The organism is Syntrophales bacterium (genome assembly GCA_035363115.1).
Classification (GTDB): domain Bacteria; phylum Desulfobacterota; class Syntrophia; order Syntrophales; family PHBD01; genus PHBD01.
Genome location: DAOSEM010000010.1, coordinates 1 through 26,686 on the forward strand (window position 1 = coordinate 1; position 26,686 = coordinate 26,686).

General features: G+C 63.2%; 24 protein-coding genes. 18 read left to right on the forward strand and 6 right to left on the reverse strand.

Going from position 1 to position 26,686, the window contains the following annotated elements:
- The first annotated feature begins 74 nt into the window (after positions 1–74).
- The 13 genes from PLO63_15465 to PLO63_15525 all read left to right on the forward strand — a co-directional run bounded on the left by PLO63_15465 (position 75) and on the right by PLO63_15525 (position 13,370).
- Positions 75–1,133 (forward strand): 4Fe-4S binding protein, encoded by a 1,059-nt coding sequence (locus PLO63_15465; GenBank protein HOI75543.1) that lies wholly within the window; start codon positions 75–77, stop codon positions 1,131–1,133.
- 99 nt (positions 1,134–1,232) lie between these two features.
- A complete protein-coding gene (locus PLO63_15470) occupies positions 1,233–2,294 on the forward strand; it encodes a 4Fe-4S dicluster domain-containing protein (GenBank protein ID HOI75544.1) in 1,062 nt (353 codons plus the stop codon).
- A 50-nt stretch (positions 2,295–2,344) separates the two neighbouring features.
- Positions 2,345–3,877 carry an AMP-binding protein gene (locus PLO63_15475; protein HOI75545.1) on the forward strand — a complete coding sequence of 511 codons (1,533 nt, stop codon included), beginning with the start codon at positions 2,345–2,347 and terminating at the stop codon, positions 3,875–3,877.
- A gap of 29 nt (positions 3,878–3,906) precedes the next feature.
- Entirely contained in the window at positions 3,907–5,052 is a 1,146-nt protein-coding gene (locus PLO63_15480; protein HOI75546.1) for an acyl-CoA dehydrogenase family protein, read from the forward strand.
- Positions 5,053–5,118: 66 nt separating this feature from the next.
- A complete protein-coding gene (locus PLO63_15485) occupies positions 5,119–6,315 on the forward strand; it encodes an iron-containing alcohol dehydrogenase (protein ID HOI75547.1) in 1,197 nt (398 codons plus the stop codon).
- Between the two features lie 14 nt (positions 6,316–6,329).
- A complete protein-coding gene (locus tag PLO63_15490) occupies positions 6,330–6,749 on the forward strand; it encodes an SCP2 sterol-binding domain-containing protein (GenBank protein HOI75548.1) in 420 nt (139 codons plus the stop codon).
- Between the two features lie 80 nt (positions 6,750–6,829).
- The gene (locus PLO63_15495) at positions 6,830–7,669 is read left to right on the forward strand and encodes a 4Fe-4S binding protein (protein HOI75549.1); all 840 of its coding nucleotides are present in this window, start codon (positions 6,830–6,832) and stop codon (positions 7,667–7,669) included.
- Between the two features lie 22 nt (positions 7,670–7,691).
- Positions 7,692–8,060: a 4Fe-4S dicluster domain-containing protein gene (locus tag PLO63_15500; protein HOI75550.1), complete on the forward strand. Its 369-nt coding sequence runs from the start codon at positions 7,692–7,694 to the stop codon at positions 8,058–8,060.
- Positions 8,061–8,076: 16 nt separating this feature from the next.
- Positions 8,077–8,718 carry a hypothetical protein gene (locus PLO63_15505; GenBank protein HOI75551.1) on the forward strand — a complete coding sequence of 214 codons (642 nt, stop codon included), beginning with the start codon at positions 8,077–8,079 and terminating at the stop codon, positions 8,716–8,718.
- A complete protein-coding gene (locus PLO63_15510; protein HOI75552.1) occupies positions 8,718–9,488 on the forward strand; it encodes an AAA family ATPase in 771 nt (256 codons plus the stop codon). Before PLO63_15505 ends, PLO63_15510 begins: the two co-directional genes overlap by 1 nt.
- A gap of 66 nt (positions 9,489–9,554) precedes the next feature.
- Positions 9,555–11,423: an aldehyde ferredoxin oxidoreductase family protein gene (locus PLO63_15515; protein HOI75553.1), complete on the forward strand. Its 1,869-nt coding sequence runs from the start codon at positions 9,555–9,557 to the stop codon at positions 11,421–11,423.
- An 85-nt stretch (positions 11,424–11,508) separates the two neighbouring features.
- Positions 11,509–11,814: a hypothetical protein gene (locus PLO63_15520; GenBank protein HOI75554.1), complete on the forward strand. Its 306-nt coding sequence runs from the start codon at positions 11,509–11,511 to the stop codon at positions 11,812–11,814.
- Positions 11,815–11,909: 95 nt separating this feature from the next.
- Entirely contained in the window at positions 11,910–13,370 is a 1,461-nt protein-coding gene (locus PLO63_15525; protein HOI75555.1) for a DUF853 family protein, read from the forward strand.
- Positions 13,371–14,123: 753 nt separating this feature from the next.
- Here PLO63_15525 and PLO63_15530 read toward each other — a convergent pair.
- Positions 14,124–15,083 (reverse strand): hypothetical protein, encoded by a 960-nt coding sequence (locus PLO63_15530; GenBank protein HOI75556.1) that lies wholly within the window; start codon positions 15,081–15,083, stop codon positions 14,124–14,126.
- 90 nt (positions 15,084–15,173) lie between these two features.
- On the reverse strand, positions 15,174–16,523 hold the full coding sequence (gene glmM / locus PLO63_15535) for a phosphoglucosamine mutase (protein ID HOI75557.1): 1,350 nt from the start codon (positions 16,521–16,523) through the stop codon (positions 15,174–15,176).
- 220 nt (positions 16,524–16,743) lie between these two features.
- Between glmM and mdh the strand changes: the two genes are divergently transcribed.
- From mdh to ybgF, 4 genes are all read left to right on the forward strand, one after another.
- A complete protein-coding gene (gene mdh / locus PLO63_15540; protein HOI75558.1) occupies positions 16,744–17,676 on the forward strand; it encodes a malate dehydrogenase in 933 nt (310 codons plus the stop codon).
- A gap of 82 nt (positions 17,677–17,758) precedes the next feature.
- Complete coding sequence (gltX, locus tag PLO63_15545; protein HOI75559.1) at positions 17,759–19,168, forward strand: glutamate--tRNA ligase; 1,410 nt, start codon at positions 17,759–17,761, stop codon at positions 19,166–19,168.
- Positions 19,169–19,313: 145 nt separating this feature from the next.
- The gene (pal, locus tag PLO63_15550) at positions 19,314–19,904 is read left to right on the forward strand and encodes a peptidoglycan-associated lipoprotein Pal (protein HOI75560.1); all 591 of its coding nucleotides are present in this window, start codon (positions 19,314–19,316) and stop codon (positions 19,902–19,904) included.
- Positions 19,905–19,922: 18 nt separating this feature from the next.
- A complete protein-coding gene (ybgF, locus tag PLO63_15555; protein ID HOI75561.1) occupies positions 19,923–20,756 on the forward strand; it encodes a tol-pal system protein YbgF in 834 nt (277 codons plus the stop codon).
- Positions 20,757–20,819: 63 nt separating this feature from the next.
- Here ybgF and PLO63_15560 read toward each other — a convergent pair whose 3' ends face one another.
- From PLO63_15560 to PLO63_15575, 4 genes are all read right to left on the reverse strand, one after another.
- Positions 20,820–22,529 (reverse strand): tetratricopeptide repeat protein, encoded by a 1,710-nt coding sequence (locus PLO63_15560; protein HOI75562.1) that lies wholly within the window; start codon positions 22,527–22,529, stop codon positions 20,820–20,822.
- Positions 22,526–23,485, reverse strand: coding sequence for a divergent polysaccharide deacetylase family protein (locus tag PLO63_15565; protein HOI75563.1), 960 nt, complete (start codon positions 23,483–23,485; stop codon positions 22,526–22,528). Before PLO63_15565 ends, PLO63_15560 begins: the two co-directional genes overlap by 4 nt.
- Before the next feature lie 68 nt (positions 23,486–23,553).
- Complete coding sequence (locus PLO63_15570; protein HOI75564.1) at positions 23,554–24,900, reverse strand: S41 family peptidase; 1,347 nt, start codon at positions 24,898–24,900, stop codon at positions 23,554–23,556.
- Between the two features lie 53 nt (positions 24,901–24,953).
- A complete protein-coding gene (locus PLO63_15575; GenBank protein ID HOI75565.1) occupies positions 24,954–25,793 on the reverse strand; it encodes an RNA methyltransferase in 840 nt (279 codons plus the stop codon).
- Positions 25,794–25,961: 168 nt separating this feature from the next.
- On the opposite strand from PLO63_15575, the gene rsmG reads away from it, so the two are divergent.
- A complete protein-coding gene (gene rsmG, locus PLO63_15580) occupies positions 25,962–26,624 on the forward strand; it encodes a 16S rRNA (guanine(527)-N(7))-methyltransferase RsmG (GenBank protein HOI75566.1) in 663 nt (220 codons plus the stop codon).
- The last annotated feature ends 62 nt before the right edge of the window (positions 26,625–26,686 follow it).

The following is a 26,686-nucleotide window of genomic DNA, read 5'->3' on the forward strand; positions in this document are numbered from 1 at the left end:
CGCGAAATAGGGCCGTACATCGCCCCGGACCGCCTCGCGGGCGGTCCGGGGCGGAGAGAGGAAAGGCGGGAAGCATGGAAGAAGTGTATGCGAAGCTGGCGAAGCACCTGGACCGTCTGCCCATTCCGTACCCGGAGACCTCCTCCGGCATCGAGCGGGAGATCCTGGCCCGCTGGTTTACCCCGGAAGAGGCACGCATCGCCCTGGCGATGACGGGCCTCCCCGAGGCTGCGCCGGCCATCGCGACGCGCCTGGGAGTGAAGGAGGAGACCCTGGCCCCGGTGCTCGAGGACATGTCGAAGCGGGGGCTCATATTCCGGATCGCCAAGGGGGAAAGGCGGTTCTACAACCTCGTTCCCCTGGCGGAGGGCATGTGGGAGTTTCACATCCACCAGAACAACGCGGAGGATGTCCGGCTCCTCCGGAAGTACTTCGACGAGTTCATGACGAAGGGGTGGTACGGGACGAAGACGAGCCAGCACCGGATCGTGCCCATATCGCAAAGTGTGACGCCGGACATGGAGGTGCTTCCCTACGAGCAGGCGGAGGCCCTCGTCCGGGCCCAGACGAAGATCTCCGTGGCCACCTGCATCTGCCGGAAGGAGGAGAAGATGGTCGGGGTGGGCTGTGACCACCCCGTGGAGACCTGCATGGCCTTCGGAACGGGTGCATACTTCTACATCGAGAACGGCCTGGGCCGCGAGGTCTCGGTCGAGGAGGCCCTGGAGATCCTCCGGAAGGCGATGGACGCGGGACTCGTGCTCCAGCCGGGAAACGGGCAGAAGGTCTGGAACCTCTGCATGTGCTGCGGCTGCTGCTGCGCGCTCCTCCGAACACTGAAACAGATGGACCGGCCCGCGGAGGTCGCCCATACGAATTTCCGGGCCCGGGTCATCCCGGAGGAGTGCACGAACTGCGGCATCTGCGAGGGCCGCTGCCCCATGGACGCGATTCGGGTGGAAGACAGCGCCGTGGTGAATCCGGACCGTTGCATCGGCTGTGGCGTCTGCGTCGGCGCCTGCCCGTTCGAGGCCGTCAGGCTCGACTACAAGAAGCCAGAAGAGCGCTATACCCCCCCGCGGGACGTCATGGAGATGCAGATCACCATCGCCCGGGAGCGGGGACTTCTCTGATCGCCGAAAGCGGAATCCGTTTCAACGGAGCGAGACACGGGCCGGACCCGACCGCAGGATTGTTCATTCTCTTCCAGAGGACGGAGAAAGGATTCTGTCATGCCTCAAGATACGTTCCGGAAGCTCCAGCAGTACCTGGACCTCCTGTCCCTGGGATTTCCCCCCACGGATTCGGGCATCGAGATCGAGATCCTGCGGAAGATGTTCTCCGAGCGGGACGCCTCTTTGTTCCTGGCCATGAGCCCGCGCCTGGAAACACCGGAGGACGTGGCCGCCCGCCTGAATCTCGATCCCGGCGAAACGGCGGGCCACCTCGAGGACATGGCGTCCCGGGGTCTTCTTTTCACCCTGAAGAAGGGCGGTGTCACAAAATACGGCACCATCCCCTTCGTCCACGGCCTCTTTGAGTTCCAGGTGACCCGTCTGGACCGGGATTTCTCGGCACTCCTGGAGCGCTATTTCCACGAGGCCTTCTACGACGCCGTCTCCCGGAGCGCCGCGGCGTTCCTGCGGACCGTGCCCGTGCGGGAGTCCCTGGATGTCACCCATCAGGTCGCCGCCTGGGAGGACGCCGTGGAGATCCTTCGCGCACAGCCCCGCATCGTCGTCGCCGAGTGCATCTGCCGCAAGCAGCAGACCCTGCTCGGAAAGGGATGCGGCAAGCCGCGGGAGGTCTGTTTCATGTTCGGCTCCATGGGGCAGTATTACCTCGATCAAGGGCTCGGACGCGAGGTCGGCCTGGAAGAAGCCGTACGGCTGCTGAAGGAGGCCCGGGACGCCGGCCTCGTCACACAGCCGGCGACGGCACAGAATCCCGGGGGGATGTGCAACTGCTGCGGCGACTGCTGCAGTGTGCTTCGGGCCTTGAACCTGCATTCCAGGCCCGCCGAAATGGTCTTTTCGAATTACTATGCCGGGGTCGATCCGGACGCCTGCACCGGCTGCGGGGCCTGCCTGCACCGCTGCCAGATGGCAGCCATCTCGATGGACGAAACCGAGCATGCCCGGATCGACCGGGACCGCTGCATCGGCTGCGGCCTCTGCGCGACCGACTGCCCCCTCGAGGCGATCCGGATGGTTCCGAAGGAAGAACAAAGGGTTCCACCGCATGGAACAATGGAACAGATGTTGAACATGGCCCGGCTCCGGGGACTGGCATGACCGTCTCCGGACAGCATGGTCCGCAAAAAAAAGACAGGGAGAGAATGATTATGGAGAGCAACATCAGCCGGTTTCTGGAATTCAACGTCGCCCACTACGGAGAGTACGAGCAGTTCATCTACCTCGGCCCGGAAGGGGAAAAACGGATTAAAAACACGGATCTCCTGGACCAGGCCCGCCGCCTGGCCACGGGCCTCCGGAAGATGGGTGTGCAGAAGGGCGACATCATCGGCACGGTGGTGAGCAATCTCCCCGAGACTCCGTCGCTCATCAACGGCATCAACCGGTGCGGCGCCGTCTATCTCCCCATCATCTTCATGCTGACGGCCAAGGAGATCCGCTACATCCTGGAGGATTCCCGCTGCAAGTTCGTCCTCGTGGAGGACAAGCTTCTGCCCAAGGTCCGGGAGGCCGCCGAAGGTGTGAAAACGGTCGAGACGATCATCGTGATCGGCCAGGAGCGCGGAGAGGGGCTTCTTCCCTATGAAGACTTGCTGGCGAAGGGGGACGAACTGGGAGACGTGGTCCCCGTCGAGGCGGACGACCTGTCCATCCTGATGTACACCTCCGGCACGACGGGCTTCCCCAAGGGCGTCATGTTGAGCCACGGCAACATGGAAAAGCAGATGATGACGGGCTCCCAGGTGTGGGGAGGAAAGAAGGGTGAGATCATGCTGACGACGGTTCCCATGAATCACATCTTCGGCGTCATCAGCACCCTGGAGCTGTACCACCTGGGCTGCGTCAGCCTCCTGATGCCCCCCTTCGATCCACGCAAGGTCCTGGACGCCATCCGGGACTACAAGGTGTCCTTCATCCCCGTCGTACCCACCATGCTCATTTTCCTGATGATGGTCTTCGATCCCGCGAAGGACGACACGTCCTCCCTGGACCTCCTCATCTGCTCCGGCGGCCCCCTGGCCCTGGATACCCTGGAGAACGCCCAGAAGACCTTCAGGATCGAGATCACCCAGGGCTACGGCTGCACGGAAGTCGGCGGCTCCATGACACGGCAGCGCCGCGACTGGCCCCGCAAGCCCGGCAGCGTCGGCTTCCCCCTGCCCGGCCTGGCCCTGCGGGTCGTGGATGCCGACGGGAAGGACGTGCCCCGGGGCGAAGAGGGGGAGGTCATCTGCAAAGGCCCCATCGTCATGAAGGGCTACCTGAACAAGCCCGAGGAGACCGCCAAGGCCCTCGTCAACGGGTGGCTTCACACCGGCGACGTCGGGAAGCTCGACGAGGACGGGGAGCTCTACATCACGGGACGCCTGAAGGACCTGATCATCAAGGGCGGCGAGAACATCGATCCCGGCGTCGCCGAGGGCTGGCTGTACAAGCATCCGGCGATCTGGGAGTGCGCCGTCGTCGCCATGAAGGACCCGAAATACGGCGAGGAAGTGGCAGCGGCAGTGACCCTGAAGCCGGGCCAGCAGGCCACCGAGGAGGAGCTCCTGGCTTACCTGGGCGAACACCTCCACCATTTCGTGGCCCCGAAGAAGATCTTCTTCTTCGACGCCATGCCCAAGACGGGCCTGGGCAAGATCCTGAAGCGGGAAATCCGCAGAATCATTAACGATAAATAGCAAGAAACGAATTTGGAAGGAGAAGTACGATGGATTTCATATTGAACGAAGACCAGAAGATGCTCCGGGATACGGTCCGGCGGATCGCCGAAGAGAAGTTTGCGCCCATCGCCGCGGAGATCGACGAGAAGGAGGTGTTCCCGTCGGAGTCGGTGAAGGTCCTGGCGGAGAACGGCCTGTTGGGCGTGCAGATCCCCGAGGAGTACGGCGGGGCGGGGGCCGGGATGCTGGCGATGGTCCTGGTGGTGGAGGAGATCGCCCGGGTGTGTTGCTCGACCTCGGTCATCCTGACGACCCAGGCGCTGGCCTCCGACCCGCTGCTTTTGGTGGGGACGGAGGAGCAGAAAAAGAAGTGGCTGTACCGGCTGGCCTCGGGGCAGTGCCTGGGGGCCTGCGGGATCACCGAGCCGGGGGCGGGCTCCGACGTGTCGGGGATGAAGACGACGGCGAAGAAGGTGGATGGCGGGTATGTCCTGGACGGCGCGAAGATCTTCATCACCAACGGGGGCGAGGCGGAGATCGTGACGGTCCTGGCCTACACGGACCGGGAGAAGGGGAACCGGGGCATCAGCATGCTCCTGGTGGAGAAGGGCGAGGCGGGATTCACGGTGGGGAAGAAGGAGCACAAGATGGGGCTCCACGGCTCGGACACGCGGGAGCTGGTGTTCGAGAACGTGTTCCTGCCGGCGGACCGTCTGCTGGGCCCGGAGGGGGGCGGATTCCGGACGCTGATGACGACGTTCAACTACACACGTCCGGCCGTGGGCGGCCAGGCCCTGGGGATCGCCCAGGGTGCCCTGGAGGCGTCGATCAAGTACGCCAAGGAGCGGGTGCAGTTCGGGAAGCCGCTGTCCTCGTTCCAGGGGATGCAGTGGATGCTGGCGGAGATGGCCCTGTCGGTGGAGACGGCGCGGTCGATCGTGTACCGGGCGGCGTCGATGATCGACTCGGAGCCGGAGGCGGCGGACCTGCCGAAGATCGCCTCCATGGCCAAGTGGTACGCCTCGGACGTGGCGATGAAGGTGACCACCGACGCCGTGCAGGTCTTCGGGGGATATGGCTATGTCCGGGAATATCCTGTAGAGAGAATGATGAGGGACGCGAAGATCACCCAGATCTACGAGGGGACCAACCAGATCCAGCGGACCATCATCGCCGGACAGATCCTGCGATAAGCCGGGAGGCGGCGGACGCCGTCTGACGATCAACCCATCACCGAACATTCCAGACGAGGAGGATTCATGAAGTATCCAGAACTTTCGTATGAATCGTTTTTCAGCTGGGTGAACCGCTCCCGGATCATGTACTCCCCGGGCCTGCGGAGCGAGGTGGGCTACGAAATGGCCCAGCTGGGCGGGACCAAAGCGGTGATCTTTACCGACAAGGGTCTCGTTGGCGCCGGGGTGGCCGGGATGGTCGCCGAGGCCGTGGAGAAATCGGATCTCGAGCTGGTCGGGATCTTTGACGGGGTCCTCCAGGACGCCCGGATCGATCTCATCAACGAAGGGGCCCGGTTCTACCGGGAAAAGGGCGCCGACTGCCTGATCGCCGTGGGCGGCGGGAGCGTCATGGACACGGCCAAGGCGGTCAACATCCTCATCGGCGAGGGCCTGGACGACTTCGCCCCTCTGGCCGCCCAGGCTGCCCTGTGGGACGGGGCGAAACCACTCCCGCCTCACATCGCCTTTCCGACGACGGCGGGGACGGGCTGCGAGATCACCAACGCCATGGTGGTCCTCGACACGGAGGCCCATGCAAAGCTGCAAGTCACCCATCCCTTCTGCAACTCCGACATCGCCATGCTCGACCCGGAGCTGACCCTGAAGCTGCCGGCAAAGATCACCGCCTTCACGGGCATGGACGCCCTGACCCATGCCATCGAGGGTGTGACGTCGAACAACGCCCAGCCGATCTCGGACGCCCTGGGGTTTCATGCGATCCGCATGATCTGCCGCTACCTGCCGGCGGCGGTCCGGGAGCCCGACAATGTAGACGCCAGGGGGAACATGCTCCTGGCCAGCTGCATCGCCGGGATGTGCTTCGTCAACGCCCTGACCGGCGCCGTCCATGCACTGGCCCACTCGCTGGGCGCCATTTACGGCATCCCCCACGGGCTGGCCAACGCCATCATGCTGCCCCACGTCATGGAGTTCAACCTGGAGGAGCGGCCGGAGCGTTTCATGATGATCGCCGACGCCATGGGGATCCCCGTGGACGGGAAGGATCCCATCGAGGCCGGGCGGCTGGCCGTGCAGGCCGTGAAGGACCTCCTCCTGGATGTGGGCCTCACCCAGACCCTGAAGGACTTCGATGTCCCCGGCGATCGGGAGGGTCTCGCCTCCCTGGTGGAACTGGCGTCCGGGGACGGACAGATCAGCTACAATCCGCGGTACGTGGAAGAGGAAGACATCATCAACCTTTACCTGAAAGCCCGTTAGAAAGGAGAAAGCCCATGGAATTCTGGAAGGATCCGCAGGAGGCCGTCACGGCCGTTTTGAAGCTCCACGAGAAGGTGTCGCAGGATCCGGAGCTTTCGGAAGGGATGAAGAAAGTGAACCAGCTCATCCTGTACGATTACACCGAGAGCGGCCCCGGCTGCGCCGTCTGGGTGGACTCCCGCGGCGGCAAGCTCGAGTTCGGAGCTGGCGATCCCCCGGGGACGCCGGACCTGGTCATGAGCCTCTCCGCGGACGACGCGCACCGGTCCTGGTCCGACAAGCTGAACCCGGTCATGGCGATCACCCGCAAGAAGATCCGGGTCAAGGGCTCCGCCGTGGGACTCCTGAAACTGGCCCCGAAGCTCAAGAAGGTAGCCCTTGCCTACAACGAGGTCCTGCGGGAGCTGGGCTGGGAAGACAAGATCATCAAATAATCGCCGGAACCCCGGGCGGTGCGCCCCATTCGGCCGCCGCCCGGATGCCTTTCCACTCAAGACAGGGAGGGTGAAGGATCATGTGCCGCTACTGCACGGAATACGGCAACGGAACAAAGTGGTATTTCAACCCGGACAATTACCGCCCGGAGCTGTTCCAGGCCCCGGGACACAACACCGCCTATGACATGCTCTCGGGGGTTTACAAGAACAGCTTCGAGGTCGGCGCCGTCGCCGACAGCGAGGACACGCTCCCGGACTACAATTTCGGTGGCGCCTTCAACATCGCCCTCGAGAAGATCACCCAGCACCAGGGGCAGGTCCTCCCCCTGGAAGACGCCCTGAACGTCATCGACATGATGCCGGGGGACCGCTTCCTCCTCATGCACTGCGCCTGCCGGCGCTACTTCGGCCACAAGGACGTGTACTCCTGCCTCTTTTTCGATCCCGTCGTGGACCGGGCCCTGGAGCAGCGCCCCTGGGAGACCGACAGCCGGGTCATTACCCGGGAAGAGGCCAGGGAATTTGAAAAGGAAATGGACCGCCTCGGCCTGGTCCATTCTCTGTGGGACTCCGGCGTGGACGCCGACGGGAAACCGCCCATCGTCATGTGCCACTGCCTGGAGACGGACTGCATGCCCACCCGCATGCGGGCGCACTTCGGGATCGTCAACGCCCAGCGGAAGGGGGAATACGTCTCCGTGGTGGACCGGAAGAAATGCGCCGAAGGCTGCACGAAAATGCCTCTCTGCCTTCCCCGCTGCCCCTTCGGAGCCCTTCGGTACTCCCCCCTGGACACCATCGCCAGCGTGAACATCAGCCGATGCTTCGGCTGCGGCCTGTGCCGGCCCGTTTGCCCCACCGGGGCCATCCGGCTGGTGGACCGGACGACCTATCCCGCCCTTGTGGACGAGTGGTAACGGCGGAAAGGAGGTGCCAGCCATGGAAGAACACGTAACGCCACGCTACCGGATCGCCGTGGACGAGGATGCCTGCGGCAACGCCATCGAATGCCTGAAATGCGTCCGGACCTGCCTCGACCACGGGCCGAACGTCCTGGCCTACATGAACAAGGAGGCCCCGGATCCGGACAAGTTCATTCCCAGAAGGCTCGAAGACATCGACCACCGGATCATCTCCGGCTTTATGATCAACTGTGACGGCTGCGGCGAGTGCGTCGCCGTCTGCCCCAAGAGCGCCCTGACGCTGGTCGTTCCGCAGTCGCAGGTCCCCCGGGCTCTCATCCCCCGGGACGGCAGCATCGTCCTTTGCGGCACGCTGGCCGACGGGACGGAGATTTTCCCCGACTAGGATGGGCGGAAACTTAATGCGTGCGGCCTGCGCCGCCTTTCTTGCCGGCCGGGGCTACGCCGCCCGCACGGATTTCCGCGTGCCGGGGACGGACATCCGCGTGGACGTCGCGGCAGTTCTCCCCCGCCTGCGGGACCTGAAGGCGAGGCTCAAGCGCGGCTTCGTTCCCACGGGGGTCCTGCACCCGCTGATCGGCGCCGGCTGGGTGTCCCTGGAGGAGATTACCCGCCGGACGGGATATCCGCCCGGATACATCGTGTCGGTCCTCGAAGAGGCGGCCCGGGAACACTGGGTTGAACTCGACATGGAGAACCGTAAGCCCCGCTGCCGGATCCGGGACTATCGGCCGCCGGCGAAGGAGTGCCTGGTGGCCTTCGACGGCACGGACCGCCTGGCGGAAAAGATGAAGGGACTGGAGGCGCTGGCCGGGTCTTACTCCCGGGCCCAGTTCATCTTTCCGTATGACCTGGATGAAGAAACCACGGACCGGATCGCCGGTATCGGGGCCGGTATCGTCCGGTATCACCGGGAACATGGCGTCTTCCAGGAACTCGTTCCCGCGGAGACCCTGGAGATCGAGAATCCTGGCCGTTTCGCCCTGATCGTGGAATACGTTTTGTACGAGCATGTCTGGCTCCGGACGGGGGAGATTCTCTGATGAAGAAACCGCGCGTCTTTTCCTTTACAGGCAAGGGAGGATCGGGAAAAACGACCCTGGCCTCCCTCATGCTGGCCGCCCTGATCCGCCGGGGGACATTCCAGGACATTCTCGTCATCGACGCTGACCCGGACGCGAACCTGTCGGCGACCCTGGGGATCCCGGTGGAGGCCACGGTCGGACAGGCAGTGGACCGCCGCCGCAGCGAGCTCAAGGGATCGGCGGGGCGGGGAAGAAAGCTGCGCTTTTCCCTTTGGGACACGATCCGCCACGACCGCTCCTTCGACTTTCTCGTCATGGGCAGGACCAGCGGTGAGGGCTGCTACTGCGCCGTGCATTCGGTCCTGACGGAGAGCCTGCTGGACACGATGGCCATGTACGACCTGGTCCTGATGGATTTCGGCGCCGGGCTGGAGCACTTCAGCCGCCGGGCCGGCAACCCCTCGGATACCCTTCTGATTTCCTGCGATCCCTCCCGGCTAAGCTTTGACACGGCCCGGCGGATCGACGAGCTGGTACGGGAACTGTCCCTGCCCTACGACCGGATCTACGTGGTGGGCAGCCGTTTCCCCCGGGAGTCGGAGGACATCTTCTTAAGGTTGGCGCGGGAAGCGGGGATCGAGCCCCTGGGTGTGATCCCCGCAGACGGCGACGTGGCGGCCCGCAACCTCGCCGGAGTCGACCTGCTGTCCATGGACCCGGACAACACCGCCCTTCAGGCCGCGGAGAGCCTTCTCGAGAGGCTCATCGCGCCGGGTCCGGCGTCCTGATAACCCCAAACCCCTTACCGTCCCGGGACCTTCGGAGAACCGGGGCCATTTTTCGGAGGTGCCCCCATGAAAGGCAACACAGGCAAGATACTCAACGTGGATCTGACGGCAGGGAAAACGGAGATCGAGGCCCTTCCCGAGGCCTGGTACAGGCAGTATATCGGCGGCAGCGGGCTGGCGGCCAAGCTTTTCCGGGAGCGGGGGCGATTCGACCTGGAGCCACTGGACCCCGCGGCCATGCTGATCTTCATGAACGGCCCTTTCGCGGGGCTTCGCCTCTCCGGGGCCAGCCGGAACAGCGTCGCGGGCTGCTCTCCCCTGACGGGGCACTGGGGCGACTCCTCCTGCGGGGGGTTCTTCGCCCCGGAGCTGCGCTACTGCGGCCTCGACGGTCTCGTGATCACGGGGCGGTCCGACAAACCCTCCCTGCTCCTGGTCGAGGACGACCGGGTGCAGATCCTTGACGCCTCCGACCTCTGGGGGAAGGGGACCGAAGAGACGACACGCCTTCTGAAGGAGCGCTACGGGAAGAACGCCCGGACACTGGTCATCGGTCCCGCGGCGGAAAAGCTGGTCAAGTTCGCCCTGATCCTCAACGACGGCCACCACGCCACGGGCCGGGCCGGCTTCGGCACCCTCATGGGGGCCAAGCTCCTCAAGGCCATTGTCGTGAAGGCCTCGAAAAAAACGATGGAACTGGCGGACCCGGAGGCGTTCGAGGAGCTACGGAAAGACCTGAACGAGCGCATCAAAGAGGCCCTGGCGTCCAACGTCCTTCACGAGAACGGGACGGCGGCGAACCTGATGGGCGGTGTCTACAGCGGCGATGTCCCGGTCAAAAACTGGACCTCCAACTTCTGGGAGGAAGCGGCGGAGGCCCTCTCGGGAGGAACCCTGACGGACCTGTACCTGACCCGCCGCGGGGCCTGCGCCTACTGCGGCATCGCCTGCAAGCGGGTCGTGGAGGTCAAGGAAGGCCCCTTCGCCGTCCCCGAGGGACCCGGGCCTGAATACGAGACCATTGTCGCATTCGGCACCCTCATCGGCAGCATCGACCTTGCGGCGACCTGCAAAGCGGGGCGCCTCTGCAACGACCTCGGAATCGACAGCATCTCCGCCGGCGGGACCATCGCATGGGCCATGGAGGCCTTCGAACGGGGGGACCTCACCCTGGAGCAGACGGACGGCGTGCCCTTCGTCTGGGGTGACATGGCCACGGTCATCGACGTGATCCTCCCGAAGATCGGCCGACGGGAGGGGATGCTCGGAGAACTCCTTGCCGACGGCAGCGTGAAGGCCGCCAAGAAGATCGGGAAGGGTCTGGAGTACACGGTTCACAGCAAGGGGCTGGAGGCGCCCATGCACGACCCGCGCGGCGGCGGGCACGGGATGGCCCTGACATACGCCGTCGGCGCCCGGGGGGCCTGCCACGTCGCCGACCCGATGCTGTTCATGGAGATGGGAGCCCGGTACTACCCGGAGATCGGCTTCGACCTGATCCTGGAGCCGCAGACCTCGGAAAACAAGGCGGAGGCCGCCGTGACGGCGGTGGCCCTGGGGGCCATCGAGAACAGCGCCTGCTTCTGCAACTTCGCCGACGCCGAGGTGACCATCCCGGACTGGCTCATCCTCTTCAACGCCGTGGCCGACTATGGATGGGACGCCGAGGAGATGATGCGGGCAGGCAGGCGGATCTATTTCCTCAAGCGCCTCATCAACCACGAATTCGGCCTCACGGCCGCGGACGACAGCCTGACGCCCCGGATGCTCGAGCCGGGCAAGGATGGCGAGGCCGATGGCTCCCAGGTGGACCTGGCGTTCATGAAGGCCCGGTTCTACGAACTCATGGACATCGACCCCGAGAAGGGGATCCCGACCCGGGAGGCCCTTGTGGCTGCAGGCATGGAAGAAGAGGCGGAACGGACATGGGGCTGAACCCTATCCCGACAGACAGGCGGGCCTTGACTTTTGGCCTCCGTTCTTCCATGTAACAGGAAATCCAAAGGAAGGGAGAATGCTTATGAAACGAATCCTGTTTGCCGTCGCCGTCGTTTTCCTGTTTGTCACCGTCGCAGCCGCCGCCGGTCCCAAGACGTACCAGGTCACGGGGCCGGTCCTGGAGAAGAAGGACAACATCATCGTCGTTCAGAAGGGGAAGGACAAGTGGGAGCTCGCCCTGTCGAAGGACACCAAGGTGAAGGGCGATCTCAAGGTCGGCTCCAAGGTCACCATCGAGTACACCATGACCGCCGCCAGCATTGACGTCAAAGAGGACAAGAAGGCCGAGAAGAAGGCACCTGACAAGAAGGCGCCCGCCAAGAAGTAGCCGGCGGGTTCCCGCAGGCATGCATGGCGGTCCCGCCCCCCGGCGGGGCCGCCTTCTTTCCCGGCCCCTTCGCGGCCGGAACATCCGGAGGCGTCATGGCTCAGCAAATCCCGCCGATTCTCGTCGCCAGAGGCAAATCGGACCTCTTCCTGTACCCGAAAATGGCCAACCGGCACGGACTGATCGCCGGCGCCACCGGCACGGGCAAGACCATCTCCCTGCGCGTACTGGCGGAACAGTTCTCCGCGCTCGGTGTCCCCGTCTTCCTGGCCGACGTCAAGGGAGACCTCTCGGGGATCGGCCGGCCCGGCGGGGATCACGCCAAAGTGGCCGAGCGTGTGAAAGAGCTCAAGATGCAGGAGTTCTCCTTCTCCTACGAGGGGTATCCCGCCGTCTTCTGGGACGTCTTCGGCGAGAAGGGTCACCCGGTCCGGACAACGGTCACGGAGATGGGACCGATCCTCCTGTCCCGGATCCTCAACCTGAACGAGACCCAGAGCGGCGTCCTGAGCATCCTCTTCAAGATCGCCGACGACAACGGATTCCTGCTTCTCGACCTCAAGGACCTGCGCGCCATGGCCCAGTACGTGGGCGACAATGCCGAGACGTTCCGGCTCCAGTACGGGAACATCTCCAAGGCCAGTGTCGGCGCCATCCAGCGGAACCTTCTCGTCCTGGAAGAACAGGGCGGCGAGCAATTCTTCGGTGAGCCTGCCCTCAACATCGACGACCTCCTGCAGACCGACGCGGCGGGGCGGGGAGCGGTGAACATCCTCTCGGCCGACCGGCTCATGCAGTCCCCCAAGGTGTACGCCACGTTTCTCCTCTGGCTCCTGTCGGAGCTTTTCGAACACCTCCCCGAGGCGGGGGACCCTCCGAAGCCGAAGCTCGTTTTCTTCTTCGACGAGGCCCACCTCCTCTTCGACGACGCCCCAAAGGCCCTGGAGGAAAAAATCGAGCAGGTGGTACGGCTGATTCGCTCCAAGGGCGTGGGGGTTTATTTTGTCACGCAGAACCCTCTGGACATCCCCGACGCCGTTCTCGGCCAGCTGGGCAACCGTGTCCAGCACGCCCTGCGGGCCTTCACGCCCCGGGACCAGAAAGCGGTCCGGGCCGCCGCGGAGACCTTCCGGGCCAATCCCGGCCTCGACACGGCAGCGGCCATCCTGGAGCTGGGCGTGGGGGAGGCACTCGTCTCCATGCAGGACGAGAAAGGGGTGCCCGGGATCGTGGAGCGAGCCTGGATCGCTCCGCCCCGGAGCGCTCTTACGCCCCTGACGCCTGCCGAGCTGCTCGGGATCGTCAAGGAGTCTCCCATATACGGCTCATACGAAAACGTGGTGGACCGGGAATCGGCATACGAAAAGCTCAAGACCCGGGCGGGACAGGAATCGGAGTCGATGCCGCCCGCGAAGGGAGGGAAAAGGCAGCCCAAAAGCCAGACGGAGCAACTCGTCGGCGCCCTGACCACGAGCGCCGCCCGCGCCATCGGCAGCCAGATCGGCCGGCAGCTCATCCGCGGCGTCCTGGGATCCCTGTTCGGAGGACGGCGATAACAGAAGTTCTTTTCGGAACCCCTCCGAAGAGACGGATGCCGCGGCCACGAAAAACGGGAACGGATTTCAAATCCGCTCCCCTTCCTTTCTTACACTTCGCATCAGGGCACGGGGGCTGCCACGGGGGCTTCCTCTGTCGCGAAAACGTTTCTGTTCTTCGCCTTCTGAAACCGAAGAGCCTGGGGTCCGGAAACGTTTTCTGATTGCTCCTCTGGAAACCCCCGGTCGCGCCCCCGCGAACGTTGGTCAGGGGAGAGGGGGCTTCCCGGAGCGCGAATAGCGGCTTTTTCGGGGCACCCTGCCGTCGCAGCGCAGCGCCCGCAAAGTCATCTGTCTGAGCACCGTCCGGTGCGAGTTATGACTTTGCAATGGAAATTTATCCCTATTGCTCCTCTGGGAAGCCCCTCTCCCGGACCGACGTTCGTGGGGTTAGACATAGTAAAACGAAGGACACATCCCCATTTTTTTGATTCGGTAACAACGCACCATGCCTGTTCGTAACGAAATATTTGGGGGAAGTGTTCTTTTTGGCCGACGTTCGCGGGGGCGCGACCGGGGGTTTCCAGAGGAGCGATTAGGACTTTTTCCCCATCCCTCCAGCCTGACGGACCGTCGACGAGGGAACGCGGGGAAAAATGTCCGCGACGGCGGAAGCCCCCGTGGCAGCCCCCGTGCCCTGATGCGAAGTGTAAGAAAGGAAGGGGAGCGGATTTGAAATCCGTTCCTCTCTTGTGCGGACCGGCGGGTGTCCGGTCAAGCGACGGCGGGTGGCGGTTCCGCGGGCGGCTGCTCCACGGGTGGAGGCGGAGGCTGGACGTGGATGCCTTTCATCCGGGTCCCGAACCGGCTGAAGATAACCCCGCCCAGCCCCAGCACGACGGCCAGCACTTTCACGATCGGCCCGATATAGGGAATCCACCCGGCGAACCACAGGATGATCAGGCCCCAGAAGGTCTCGCGGACGATTCCCTGGTTCCGCCTCTTCACCAGCGCGTACACTTGCCGGCCGACAAGCTGCGACATGGCGATGAACCCGGTCAGGGCCGCCACGGTCATGATGACGACCTCCAGGGGAATCAGGACGATCCCGATGACGGAGATGGCCAGGAGGATCGCCAGGGGCACCGCCAGGACCAGGGCCAGGAGCCCCCAGAGCGAAGAGCGAAGGGTTTCTTCCCGGATGGTCGTGGAGATGACCGCGATGGGCTTCGGAATCAAGACCGTCACGAGCATGGCGATGATGAGGAGGCAGAAGAAGATCGCCAGGGAAATGACGGCCAGGACCCAGGACCAGCCCTCCGCTTCGTCCTCGACGGCGGAGGATACGAAGGCCCAGAAGTTGGTCGTGTTGATCGCGGTGACGCTCCCCCGAATTTCCGCGCCCCGTCCCCGGACAACGGTGCCCCCGATGGAAACCACGTCGCCTTCGACGATGGCCCCCCGACTCACCACGACCGACGCCCCCACGGCCACGACGTCCTTTTCTACCGTACCGTTCACCGTTACCTGACCGCCGAAGGAAACAACGCGCCTTGCCTTCGTTCCCGCCTCGACGGTGACGTCGCTGCCGAACTGGACGATGGAAGCGGCCTCATGGCCCGCCGCGGAAACGGATGCGGACATCAGGAGCAAAAGAAGAACGCAGACGTAGATCCGGATTTTCATGACCCGGTCCTTTCTTTGGGCCGGCCTCCCGGCTTCCTTTTTTTCCATGGATCATAGCCTGCCTCGCGGCAGGTTTCAATCATCGCCATACCGAACGAAAAAAGGCCCCGCAATCCGCGCCGCATTGCCGGCCCGCACCTATCCGAGAACCTCTCGCACGACCCCGGCGATCCGGCCGGCGTGGGTCTCCGTTTCCTCCCTCGTCGGGCCTTCCACCATCACACGGCAGAGGTTCTGGGTCCCCGAATATCGCACGAGGACCCGGCCCCGGCCGTTCAGCGCCGCTTCCGCCTCCCGGACGGCCGCCATGACTTCCGGCACGGTCTCCAGGTCAGGGCGGGACCGCGTCTCTACATTGAGAAGCACCTGGGGATAGACCGTCATGAGGCGTCCCAGCTCCGAGAGGGAAGCTCCGGCCCGGTCCATTGCCGCCAGGACCTGGAGGGCCGTGAGGATGCCGTCGCCGGAGGAGAGGTGCTCCAGAAAAATCAGGTGGCCCGAGTCCTCGCCGCCGAGGACGGCCGCCCGCTCCTTCATGGCCGCGAAGACGTAACGATCCCCGACATCCGTCATGATCGAGTCGATCCCCATTTCCCGGAAAGCCAGTGTCAGGCCTATGTTGCTCATGACCGTGCGGACGACCAGGTTGTTCGCGAGCCGTCCTTCCTCCCGAAGCCGGCGGGCAGAGATCGCCAGGAGGGTATCCCCCGTGAGAACCCTGCCTGTCTCGTCCACGGCAATGACCCGGTCTCCGTCGCCATCGAAGGCAAAGCCCGCATCGGCCTTCTCCTTCACGACCCTCCCGGCAAGGGTGCCCGGGTGCTGGGAGCCGCAGCCGTCATTGATGTTCTTCCCGTCGGGCCGGGCGAAAAGGACCGTCACCTCCGCCCCCAGGGCGGCGAAGACCTCCGGCGCCACGCGGTATGTCGCCCCGTTTGAGCAATCAAGGATGATTTTCCGGCCCGCAAGGGAAAGACCCGGTACGGTTCCCCGGAGAAAGGATTCATAGCAGCTCCGGGCGTCATCGAGGGAACGGGCCATTCCGGGGGAGTCGGGAAGCGGTCCGGCGCCGTTCTCCCGATCGCCCAGGATCAGCCCCTCAATGGTCTCTTCGGCGTCATCGGGCAGCTTCGTGCCTTCCGCGGAGAAGATCTTGATCCCGTTGTCCTGGTAGGGATTGTGGGAGGCCGAGACGACGATTCCGCAGTCGGCCTGCTTGTCCGACGTCAGAAAGGCCACCGCCGGCGTGGGGATGATGCCGGCCAGGAGGGCGTCCATGCCGGTCGAGCAGATTCCCTCCATCAGGGCCCGCTCGAGCATTTCCCCGGATTCCCTCGTGTCGCGCCCGAGAACGATCCGGTGGGCCGGCTGCTCCCGCTGCAGGAAGAAAAGTGCCGCCGCGCGGCCGATGCGGAAGGCCATCTCCGCAGTGATCGGGTAGCGGTTGACGGGTCCACGGATCCCGTCCGTTCCGAACAGCTTTCCCATTCCACTCCTCCTGGAAGTCACTCCCGGACCGGACTCTAAAACGCCCGGGGAAAACGGCGGTTTTCATCTCCCGGCCGGGAATCGGCGGCGATCCTATCCTACCGAAATGTCTTTTGCAACCCGGATTTCCAATCCCCTGGAAGAAGGGAAAGAGTCCGTTGTGCTCCGCCTTTTTTTGGTATACACAGGTTCCCCACCGCAAGGAAAGGAGATGCAGTCCATGCGCGCGAAGGCAACCGTCATCGGCGCCGGCAACGTGGGGGCCACCGTGGCCCAGAGGCTGGCGGAAAAGGAACTGTGTGACGTCGTCCTCATCGACGTCGTCGAAGGGGTCCCCCAGGGAAAGGCCCTGGACCTGAGCCAGGCGGCCCCCATCGAGGGACACGATGCCCTTCTTACGGGGGCGAACGCCTATGATGAGGCCGGGGGATCGGATCTCATCGTCGTCACCGCCGGCATCCCGAGGAAACCCGGAATGAGCCGCGACGATCTACTGGCAACGAACCGGAGCATCGTTTCCGCCGTGACGAAAGAGGCCGCTGCCCGTTCCCCCGAGGCCGTCCTGATCGTCGTCAGCAACCCCCTCGATGCCATGTGCCATGTTGCGTATGAAGCCAGCGGCTTCCCGAAGAACCGAGTGATCGGCATGGCCGGCGTCCTCGACGCCGCCCGCTTTCGCTCCTTCATCGCCCGGGAGCTCGGCGTCTCCGCGGAGAACGTTCATGCCACCGTGCTGGGCGGGCACGGAGATACCATGGTCCCCCTGCCCCGCTATACGACCGTTGCCGGGGTTCCCCTCCCGGAGCTTCTCCCGCCGGAGCGCATCGAGGCGCTCGTGGCCCGGACGAGGAGCGGCGGCGCCGAGATCGTGGGACTTCTCAAGACCGGCAGCGCCTACTACGCCCCGGCCTCGGCGGCCGTGGACATGGCCGAGAGCATCCTGAAGGACCGGAAGAAGATCCTTCCCTGTTCGGTCCTCCTCGAGGGCGAGTATGACATCCATGGATTGTTCGTGGGGGTTCCCGTCAAACTGGGAAAGGGCGGTGTCGAGGAAATCATGGCCCTGAAGCTCTTGAAGCGGGAATGGGAAGACCTGCAGCGGTCGGCCGCGGCCGTCCGGGAACTGGTGGACATTCTCTCCCGCCTTGGGTAAACTGGCAGCACCGCTGTGAGCAAAGCCCCTTGACATTGCCGGTCCGGGCTCCTATAACGCCCGCAGCGGAAGGATGAATCCCATGAACGCACCTCTCAAGACCCGGTTTGCCCCGTCTCCCACGGGCTATCTCCACATAGGCGGCGCCCGGACGGCCCTTTTCAACTGGCTGTTCGCCCGCCGGCACGGCGGCATCTTTCTCCTGCGCATCGAGGACACGGACCAGCTCCGCTCGACGGAGGAATCCACCCGGGCCATCCTGGACGCCATGACATGGCTCGGCCTGAACTGGGACGAAGGCCCCTTCTTCCAGGCGGAGCGCGTCGGCATCCACCGGCAGATGGTCGAGAAGCTGGTGGACGAGGGGAAGGCCTACTGGTGCACCTGCAGCCAGGAAGAGTTGGAAGCAAAGAGAAAGACGGCCCTGGCCGAGGGACGGAAGCCCAAATATGACGGAACCTGCCGGGACCGGCACCTCGCCCCGACCCCGGGCGCGGTGGTGCGGTTCCGCTGCCCCGAGGGCGGAGCCACCCTGATGCGGGATCTCATCAAGGGCAACATCGTCTTTCAGAACGAGGAGCTGGACGACCTGATCATCCAGCGGGCCGACGGGTATCCCACGTACAACTTCGCTGTCGTCGTCGACGACGCCCAGATGGGAATCACCCACGTTATCCGGGGAGACGATCATGTGAACAACACGCCCCGACAGATCCTCCTTTACGAGGCCCTCGGATTTCCCGTGCCGCTCTTCGCCCACGTCCCCATGATCCTCGGATCCGACAAAGCCCGCCTGAGCAAGCGCCACGGAGCGACCTCCGTCATGGCCTACCAGGACATGGGCTACCTGCCGGAGGCCCTGGTGAACTACCTGGTCCGCCTGGGCTGGTCCCACGGAGACCAGGAGATCTTTACCGGCGACGAGCTGACGAGCCTCTTCGACCTGGACGCCGTGGGCAAGTCCCCGGCGGTGTTCAATCCGGAAAAGCTCCTGTGGCTCAACCAGCATTACATCCGTTCCTATTCGCCGGACCGACTGGTGCAAGCCCTTCGGCCCCTGTGGCCGGCGGCATCGGACCCCGCCCGGGAGCCTCTCGTGCGCGGGGTGGTCCGGGATCTCCAGTCCCGGAGCCGGACGCTTCTTGAGTTGATCGACGGTGCCGCCTTCTACTTCGCCGAGGAGGTGGACTATGATCCCAAGGCGGCGGAAAAGTTCCTGACGCCGGCCTCGGCCGCCAACCTGGAAGTGGTTCAGATGGAATTGCCCCGACTCGAGAATTACTCCAAGGAGGGTATCGAGACGTTTCTTCGCACCCTGGCGGAGTCCCGCCAGGTGAAACTCAAGGACATCGCCCAGCCGCTGCGTGTAGCACTGACGGGAAAGACCGTCAGCCCGGGAATCGACGAGGTCATGGTAACCCTCGGCCGGGAACGGACCCTCAAGCGAATCGCCGGGGCCTTGTCACACATTCGCGCCGGGAACTCCTCCTGATCCCCGAAACGCCCTGACAACACCGGATGGTCTGCGGGAACGGCCGGTTTTTCATTGACCTGCCCTGCTGATTGTGGTTATTTAGGTGCCGTTGTTATTGAACCCATTCACTATGATTCCCCATTCAAGAAAGGAGATTGGTATTATGAAGAGCCGGTTCTTTCGGACCATGGTGATTCTCTCCTGCCTGGTTCTCCTGGTCGCCGTCGGTTGCGCGAAGAAGGCCGTCAAGGAAGACACGGGAATGCAGGAGCAGAAAGTCACCGCCCAGGCGACGGCAGACGATGATGCCGCCAAGAAGGCCGCTGAGGCAGCAGCCCGGGAACGCGCCCTGAGAGAGGAAGCCGCCCGCCGGGCCGAGCAGGAGCGTCTCGCCCGTGAAAAGGCCGAGAAACTCGCAGCCCTGTTCGCGGATGTCAACTTCGATTTCGACAAGTACAATGTCAAGCCTGAATTCCGGGATCGCCTGGCTGCACAGGCCGCCTACCTGAAGGAAAGCGCAGCGGATTCGCTTCTCGTCGAGGGTCACTGCGACGAGCGTGGAACCGCCGAGTACAACTTGGCCCTGGGTGAAAGGCGTGCGAATGCCGTCATGAAGTACTTGATCGACCTGGGTATCGACAAGGGGCGGATCAAGACGATCTCCTACGGGAAAGATCGTCCCCTCGACTCTGCTTCCAACGAAGAAGCGTGGGCCAAGAACCGCCGGGCTCATTTCGAACTCAACGCAAAATAACGCTGTGATGCCCCTCGTATGAGGAAGTTTTGTCTTGTCCTTTTTGTTCTGATCGGTCTGGCCGGGGTGTCCGGTTGCGCCACCTCGAAGGACCTGAGAAGGGTTCAGGGAGACCTGCTCGCCCGAATCGAGGCGACGGAGCAGAAAATCGCCGCCTTGGACCAGACCGATCAGACCATCAAGGGTGATGCCAGGACCGTCTCGGAATCCGTAACGCTGCTGCAGAAGCGGCAGGCCGAAACGGGCGCCGACCTGGCGGAGGCGAAAGACCAGATTCGCCAGATCCGCGGCCTCGTGGACGGAATGAAGAAAGACATGTCCAGCGGTGGCGGCCGTCAGGACGAGCTGAAGGAAAAGATCGACGCCCTCTCTCTGAAGATCCAGTTTCTCGAGAATTACATGGGTATCAGCAAGAAGGACGGAGGCGAGCCGGTAAACCGGAACAACGGAGGCAACGGCAAGGAAACAAAGGGCAAATCCGATCGGGAGTCCCTCTACGGGGCGGCCTACGCCACCCTGAAAGAGGGAAAGTACGAGAAAGCCCGCGGAGAATTCCAGAATTTCCTCAAGAAGTATCCCCGCACCGAGTTGTCCGACAATGCCCAGTTCTGGATCGGCGAAAGCTATTTTTCCGAAGGCAAGTTCGAGAAGGCCATCCTGGAATATGAAAAGGTCATCAAGAGTTATCCGGACGGGGACAAGGTTCCCCCGTCCCTCCTGAAGCAGGGGCTGGCCTTTGCCCAGTTGGGCGATAAAACCAGCGCCCGCATGATTCTGCAGCAGATCATCAAGGACTATCCGAACACGAGTTCAGCCCGGACGGCCCGGACGAAACTCAACGAACTGAAATAGAGGCTGCGCTTCGGCGGCTTCCAGGAAAGAAGGGGAGACGGCACATCCGCCGGTCTCCTTTTTTTATGGATTCTCGCCGAGTTCCCGGATTTTCCGCGGGAGCTCGGTACTCGACGGATTCAGCTTGAGCGCCTTCCGATAGGCCGACAGGGCCTCTTCCCGATACCCTGCCTTTGCACAGGCATCTCCCAGGTGTTCGGCAATGGTGGGATCGTCAGGAACCGCAAGAGCAGCTTCCCGGAGATACCGGACGGCTTTACCCAATTCGTTCTTCTTGTAGTAAACCCATCCCAGGCTGTCCGTAATGTACCCGTTCCCTGGCTTCGCTTTCAGGGCCTTCAGGATGAGCCGTTCCGCTTCATCGAGGTGCAACCCCTGGTCCGCATAGCTGTATCCGATGAAATTCAGGGCATCCGCGTGATCCGGTTCGATGGCGAGAATCCCCTTCATCAGGACGATGCCCTCCTCAAAGCGGCCGCTTTTCTCGTATAAAACCCCCAGGCTGTAGGGAAGATCCACGTTCCGGGGAATGGCGGCCATTCCCTGGCGCAGCACATTTTCGGCCGCTGCCGGGTTCTTCATCTCCTCGTGAAGCGAAGCCAGGTACAGATAGAGCCCCGGGTAGTCCTTCTTTTTCTCCAGGGCCTGGCCGGCCGTCCGCAGGGCCTCTTCTTTCCGGCCCGCCTTGCTGTGCAGGAAGGCCATCCGGACCCGGGCGTTCCCGAAGAATTCCGATTTCACCGCCACTTCGCCATAGGCGGTGATGGCCTTGTCCGCGTCGCCCCGTTCTTCATATGCCGAGGCCAGAAGATACCGAAGGCGGGCATCTACAGGATCTTCCCGTACCAGGGTCTCCAGCATGCCAACAGCGCGGGGGTGATCCTTGCGCTCCAGGTAGACAATGGCCAGGGTAAGCCGGAGATCCCGGTTGTCCGGCTCGATCTTCAGGGCATCCTGAAGGGTCTGTTCCGCATCGTCAAACCGCTGGAGCCGGAGGAGCATCTCCGCCAGCCGGAGCCGTACCCCCATGCGCAGGGGATACTGCTTCATGAACCGCCGGTATGTATCCACCGCTTTTTCCGTCTGCCTGCGGGATTCATAGAAGTACCCCAGGTCGATCCAGGCCGCCTCAAAGGCCGGTCGCAGCTCCAGGACTCTCCGGAACCCCGCCTCGGCTTCCCCATCCCTTTTCAGCTCCTGGAAAATCCTTGCCCGGTAGTAGAGAGCCGCCGCATGGTCCGGATGAATTTCGAGGAGACGGTCATAACAGGCCAGGGCCTTTTCATGCCTCCCCGATTCCGAATAAAGGGCCGCCAGATGCAGCCAGGCCGTCTCATTATTCCGGTCCAGCTCCAGAACCTTCCGGAAAGAGCGCTCGGCCTGGTCCGTCTCCTTCCGGGCGGCCTGGGCTCCCCCGAGAAGGAGATAAATCATGGGTTCGCGGGGATGCCGTCGCGTCGCGTCCTGAAGGGTCGCGATCACTTTTTCCGGGTTTCCTTTTTCCGCGTACAGGACCGCCAGCTCAATGGTCAGTTCCACGGACTGCTCGTCAAAGCGGCGTGCAGTCTCCAACTCCGCGATGGCCTCGTCCATTTTCCCGTCCAGCATGTACTGGATGGCGATGGAATAGTGGAACATCGCCCTGGCGTCGCCGTGACCCGGCACGGAGGCGGGACTGCCGCGGAAAGGCGCCGTTGCGCACCCGCACAGGGAAAGGAGGACCGCACTGGCAAGGAAAAGCAGGAAAAGAATGGAACGGGTTCGTTTTTTCATCGCATGGCCCTGGCGTCGCCACCCACCGGCTGGACCGCCTCCGATGCGGAAACCACGTGGATTCCATGACGACGGAGCATCGGGATAACGTTCCGGAGGGCTTGGATGGTGCCGGGATAGGGGTGGCCGATGACGACAGGCGGCTGCGCCGTATCGGATGTCCTCGCCAGCCGGAGGATCTGCTGGAGGATCTCGTCTTTGGAACGACCGTCGATAAACAGGTCTCGTCTCCCGAAGGGAACGCCCGTCTGCCGGGCCGCTTCAAGAGCCCGGCTCCGGACGGACGTCCGGCTGTCGATAAAATAGAACCCCTTTTCATGAAGAACTTTCATGACAACAACCATTTTTTCCGGGTTCTCCGTGAACAGGGACCCCATGTGGCTATTGGCTCCCCTGGCATGGGGCACAGCCCGGATATCCTGTACAAGCTGACGGCGGATTTCCTCGTCATTCATGTTCGTCCGCAGGACCATCGCCCCCGGGTTGGCCTTTGTCCCAGACCGGGGTTCGAGGGGCAGATGGAGGATCACTTCCCGTCCGTCCCCGTGAATCATGGCCGCCGCCTGGGCCGCTCGGGCACCATCGGGAAGAACGGCAAAGGTAATGGGCGTCTTGAGCGAAAGGAGTTCCCGGACCGGGGCCAGATCGTGTCCGATATCGTCAATGATGATCACCACCCGAAGCGGGCCTTTTACAGCTTCCGGCTTCGGTTCCGGCCTGGGTTCCGGAACATTCCGCCCGGCCCTGTCCTTCTCGGCGGGAACGGCTTTGGGAACGACAACAGCGGGAACGGTCCGGGCCGGAGCGGCCTTGCGCGGGGGCGCCTGCACCCGGCGTGTCTCCCGCTGCCGCTCCACGTGCAGAAAATAGGCAATGGCGACAATGGCTGCGATCGCTGTGAGAAAAACGATCCAAGCCGTCCACTTCCCCTTTTTTCTGCGTTTTCTGCCTGCCATCTGTCCGTTCCGGCTTCGTCCTCACCGGAACCCCCCGGACGGGGCGTCCGGGGGACGTTTCCCTTTCCTCAGCTGCTGCGGGCTCCCTTCCGGAAGAGGTCCCAGCTCTTGAGGATGTCGATGGCGCTCTTGAGCTGGTTGTCCTGGGTCACATCCCCCATTTCCTCCCGCCTGGGGAGCGGCCGCGGCTGCGTCGGAGGCGCGGCCGGACTTTCCTTGACTTCCCCGTTCTCCCGTGGGGAGGGGATGTGTCCAGCCAGGTCCTTTTCCCGCAGGGGCTCCTCCGTTGATTCCCGTTCCTTGCCGTTGACAATTCTCGTCCTGCGGATCACGATGTCCGGCTGAATTCCCTCTGCCTGGATGGAGCGGCCCTTGGGCGTATAGTATTTTGCCGTCGTCAGCTTGAGGGCCGATCCGTCGTCCAGGGGGATGACCGTCTGCACGGACCCCTTGCCGAAGGTCTGCGTTCCGAGGACGAGGGCGCGTCCGTTGTCCTGGAGGGCACCGGCGACGATCTCCGCCGCGGAGGCGGTCCCCTCGTTGACCAGGGCCACGATGGCGCAGCTCGGCTCGTTCCCGTTGTCTCGCGCCTTCGCCGAGCTCTCCACGGATTTCACGCGGCCGCGGGTGGACACAATCATTCCCGATTTCAGGAACACATCCGAGACCTGGACGGCCTGGCTCAGAAGTCCGCCCGGATTGTTCCTGAGGTCCAGGACAAGCCCCTTGAGTGGATTGGTCTTCTTCGTCACCTCGGCCAGGGCCTTCGCCAGATCTTCCGCGGTCCGTTCCTGGAAAGAGGAGATCCGGACATAACCGATCCCATCCTCGAAGATCCTGGACCGGATGCTCACAATTTGGATGATATCCCGGGTAATGGTGATATCCTGGGGCTTCGTGGTTTCGTCCCGCATGATCGTGATGGTGACGTTTGTTCCTTTCGGCCCCCTGAGTTTCTTGACGGCATCCATGATCGTGATGTCCTTGGTGGACTTGCCGTCAATCCGGATAATCGCGTCACCGGCCTTGACGCCGGCCCGGTAGGCCGGCGTGTCTTCGATCGGCGATACGACGGTAAGAACGTCCTTTCGGATCGTGATCTCAATGCCGATACCGCCGAAGCGCCCCTTGGTCTCCACTTCCAGTTCCCTGTACATGTCCGCCGTCATGTACGAGCTGTGCGGATCCAGGGACCGCATCATCCCGTTGACGGCCCCCTGGAGCAGGTTCTTGGTCTCGACCGGCTCGACGTAATTCTTCTCGACGATGTCGAGGATCTCGTTGAAGGTCTTGAGGCTCCGGTAGGTGCTCCGGTCCAGGGCCGAGACCGGGCTGTCTCCGGCAAGGCCGATGAGGATCACCAGGGCCGACAGCCCCAGGAGAAGGATCCCCGTCTTCACCGTTTTCCGTTTCATTCATACCTCCCCTTGCCCGGTGTCATATTCCTTAAATATGGAAGTTTAAAAACCTACTTCTTTTCCTTGTAAAATTCCATCGCATTTTCTGAGCCGGCGGCGCATTCCGGTACTTTTTCCGCGGACCGCCGCCCAGGGTCCGGTCCCGGCTGTCCCGTGGCCCAGTCGATCTGGCGACAGATCCCGCGGAGGATCTTTACCTCCCGGGCCTGAAGCTGCACCCGGGAAAAGAGCCGCCGTACATGGAGCATCCAGTATTCGGGATTCTGCTTGTTGATGAACCCGATCCGGGTGAGGACATCCCGCAGGTGCCCGTACATTCCCTCCAGCTCCGCCGACGAGGCAAGCCGCGGCCGGAAAACGGGAGGAGGATCCGCCGCGGCGACGAACAGCTCGTAGCAGAGAATCATTACGGCATGGGACAGGTTGATGGACCGGAACGCCTCGGAGGCGGGAATGTTGACGACGGTATGGCACAGGCGGAGCTCCTCGTTGGAGAGCCCCTTGTCCTCGGGACCGAAGAGCAGGGCAATCCGGTTGTTCCGGCTGAGATCGCACATCCTCCGGGCCATTTCCCGCGGGGAGACGCCGGGACCGCGCGCGGACCCCCGGCGGCCGGTCGTGCCCACAAGCCACGAAAAACCGGCCACGGCCTCCTCCAGCGTTTCGCAGCATTCCATCGTGTCCACCAGGTCCCGGGCGGCATGGGTGGCCCGCTGCAGTATTTCCTCCCGGTCGAGGGGCTCCCCTCCGACAACGATCAGTTTCCCGATTCCCATGTTTTTCGCGCACCGGGCCACGGACCCCACATTCCCTGAAAATTTCGGACGGCAGAGCACCACCGCCACGTTTTCCATTCGCACCCGGATTTCCTGATTGTCTTGTTTCTTCATTTTCTCCGTATCCTTTATTCCCGGCGGTGACCCTGATACCACAAAACGGACCGGCACGCATTTTTTGATTGTCCGTTCCTCCTCCTTCTGCTATCGGGCACGGGAAAGCATGTCCTCCCCGGCACGGCCGGGTTCGCGGATCCGGCCAACCCATGCAGGCAAAAAACCATGGAAGAAACCCATCTTAAGATGCTGGCCGAGGGTGCCCGGATCGCCGGGGTTCCCCTCGACACGGCGCAGCTGGCCCTCTTCCGCCTGTACATCGACGAACTCCTCCTCTGGAACCGAAGCCACAACCTCGTCGCGACGAGCGACCCGGAAGAGATCGTCATCCGGCATGTCCTCGACTCGCTCGCGCCGGTCCCGCGGCTTCCCCGTCGCGACGGGCGTCTGCTGGATATGGGGAGCGGCGCCGGCTTTCCGGGCATTCCTCTCCGGATCGCCTGCCCGCGGCTCGACGTCCTGCTTCTGGAAGCGTCCCGCAAGAAAGCGTCTTTCCTGAAGCGGGCCGCGGGGATCCTCGGCCTGGACAGAATCGATGTTCTCTGGGAGCGGGCGGAGGATTATCTCCGGCGGGAAGGTGTCGCCGGATCCTTCGACATGGTAATTTCCCGGGCCTTCTTGCCCCCGTCCCGGTTCGCCCTGGCCGGCTCGCCGTTCCTGAAGCCGGAAGGATACCTTGTGGTCATGGCCGGTCCCTGCACCGACCGACGGACCTCCCCCCCGGAGGAGGCCCACCTCGAGCCGGTTTCGATCCACGATTACGAACTGCCTTTTTCCGGGGACCGGCGAAAAATGTTTATCTATAAAAAAGTATGCAATAACAATTAGTTATCTGAAAAAATCTCCTTTGAAAAAACCTTGATTTATGGTACCGTTCCGTCGCGTCAGGG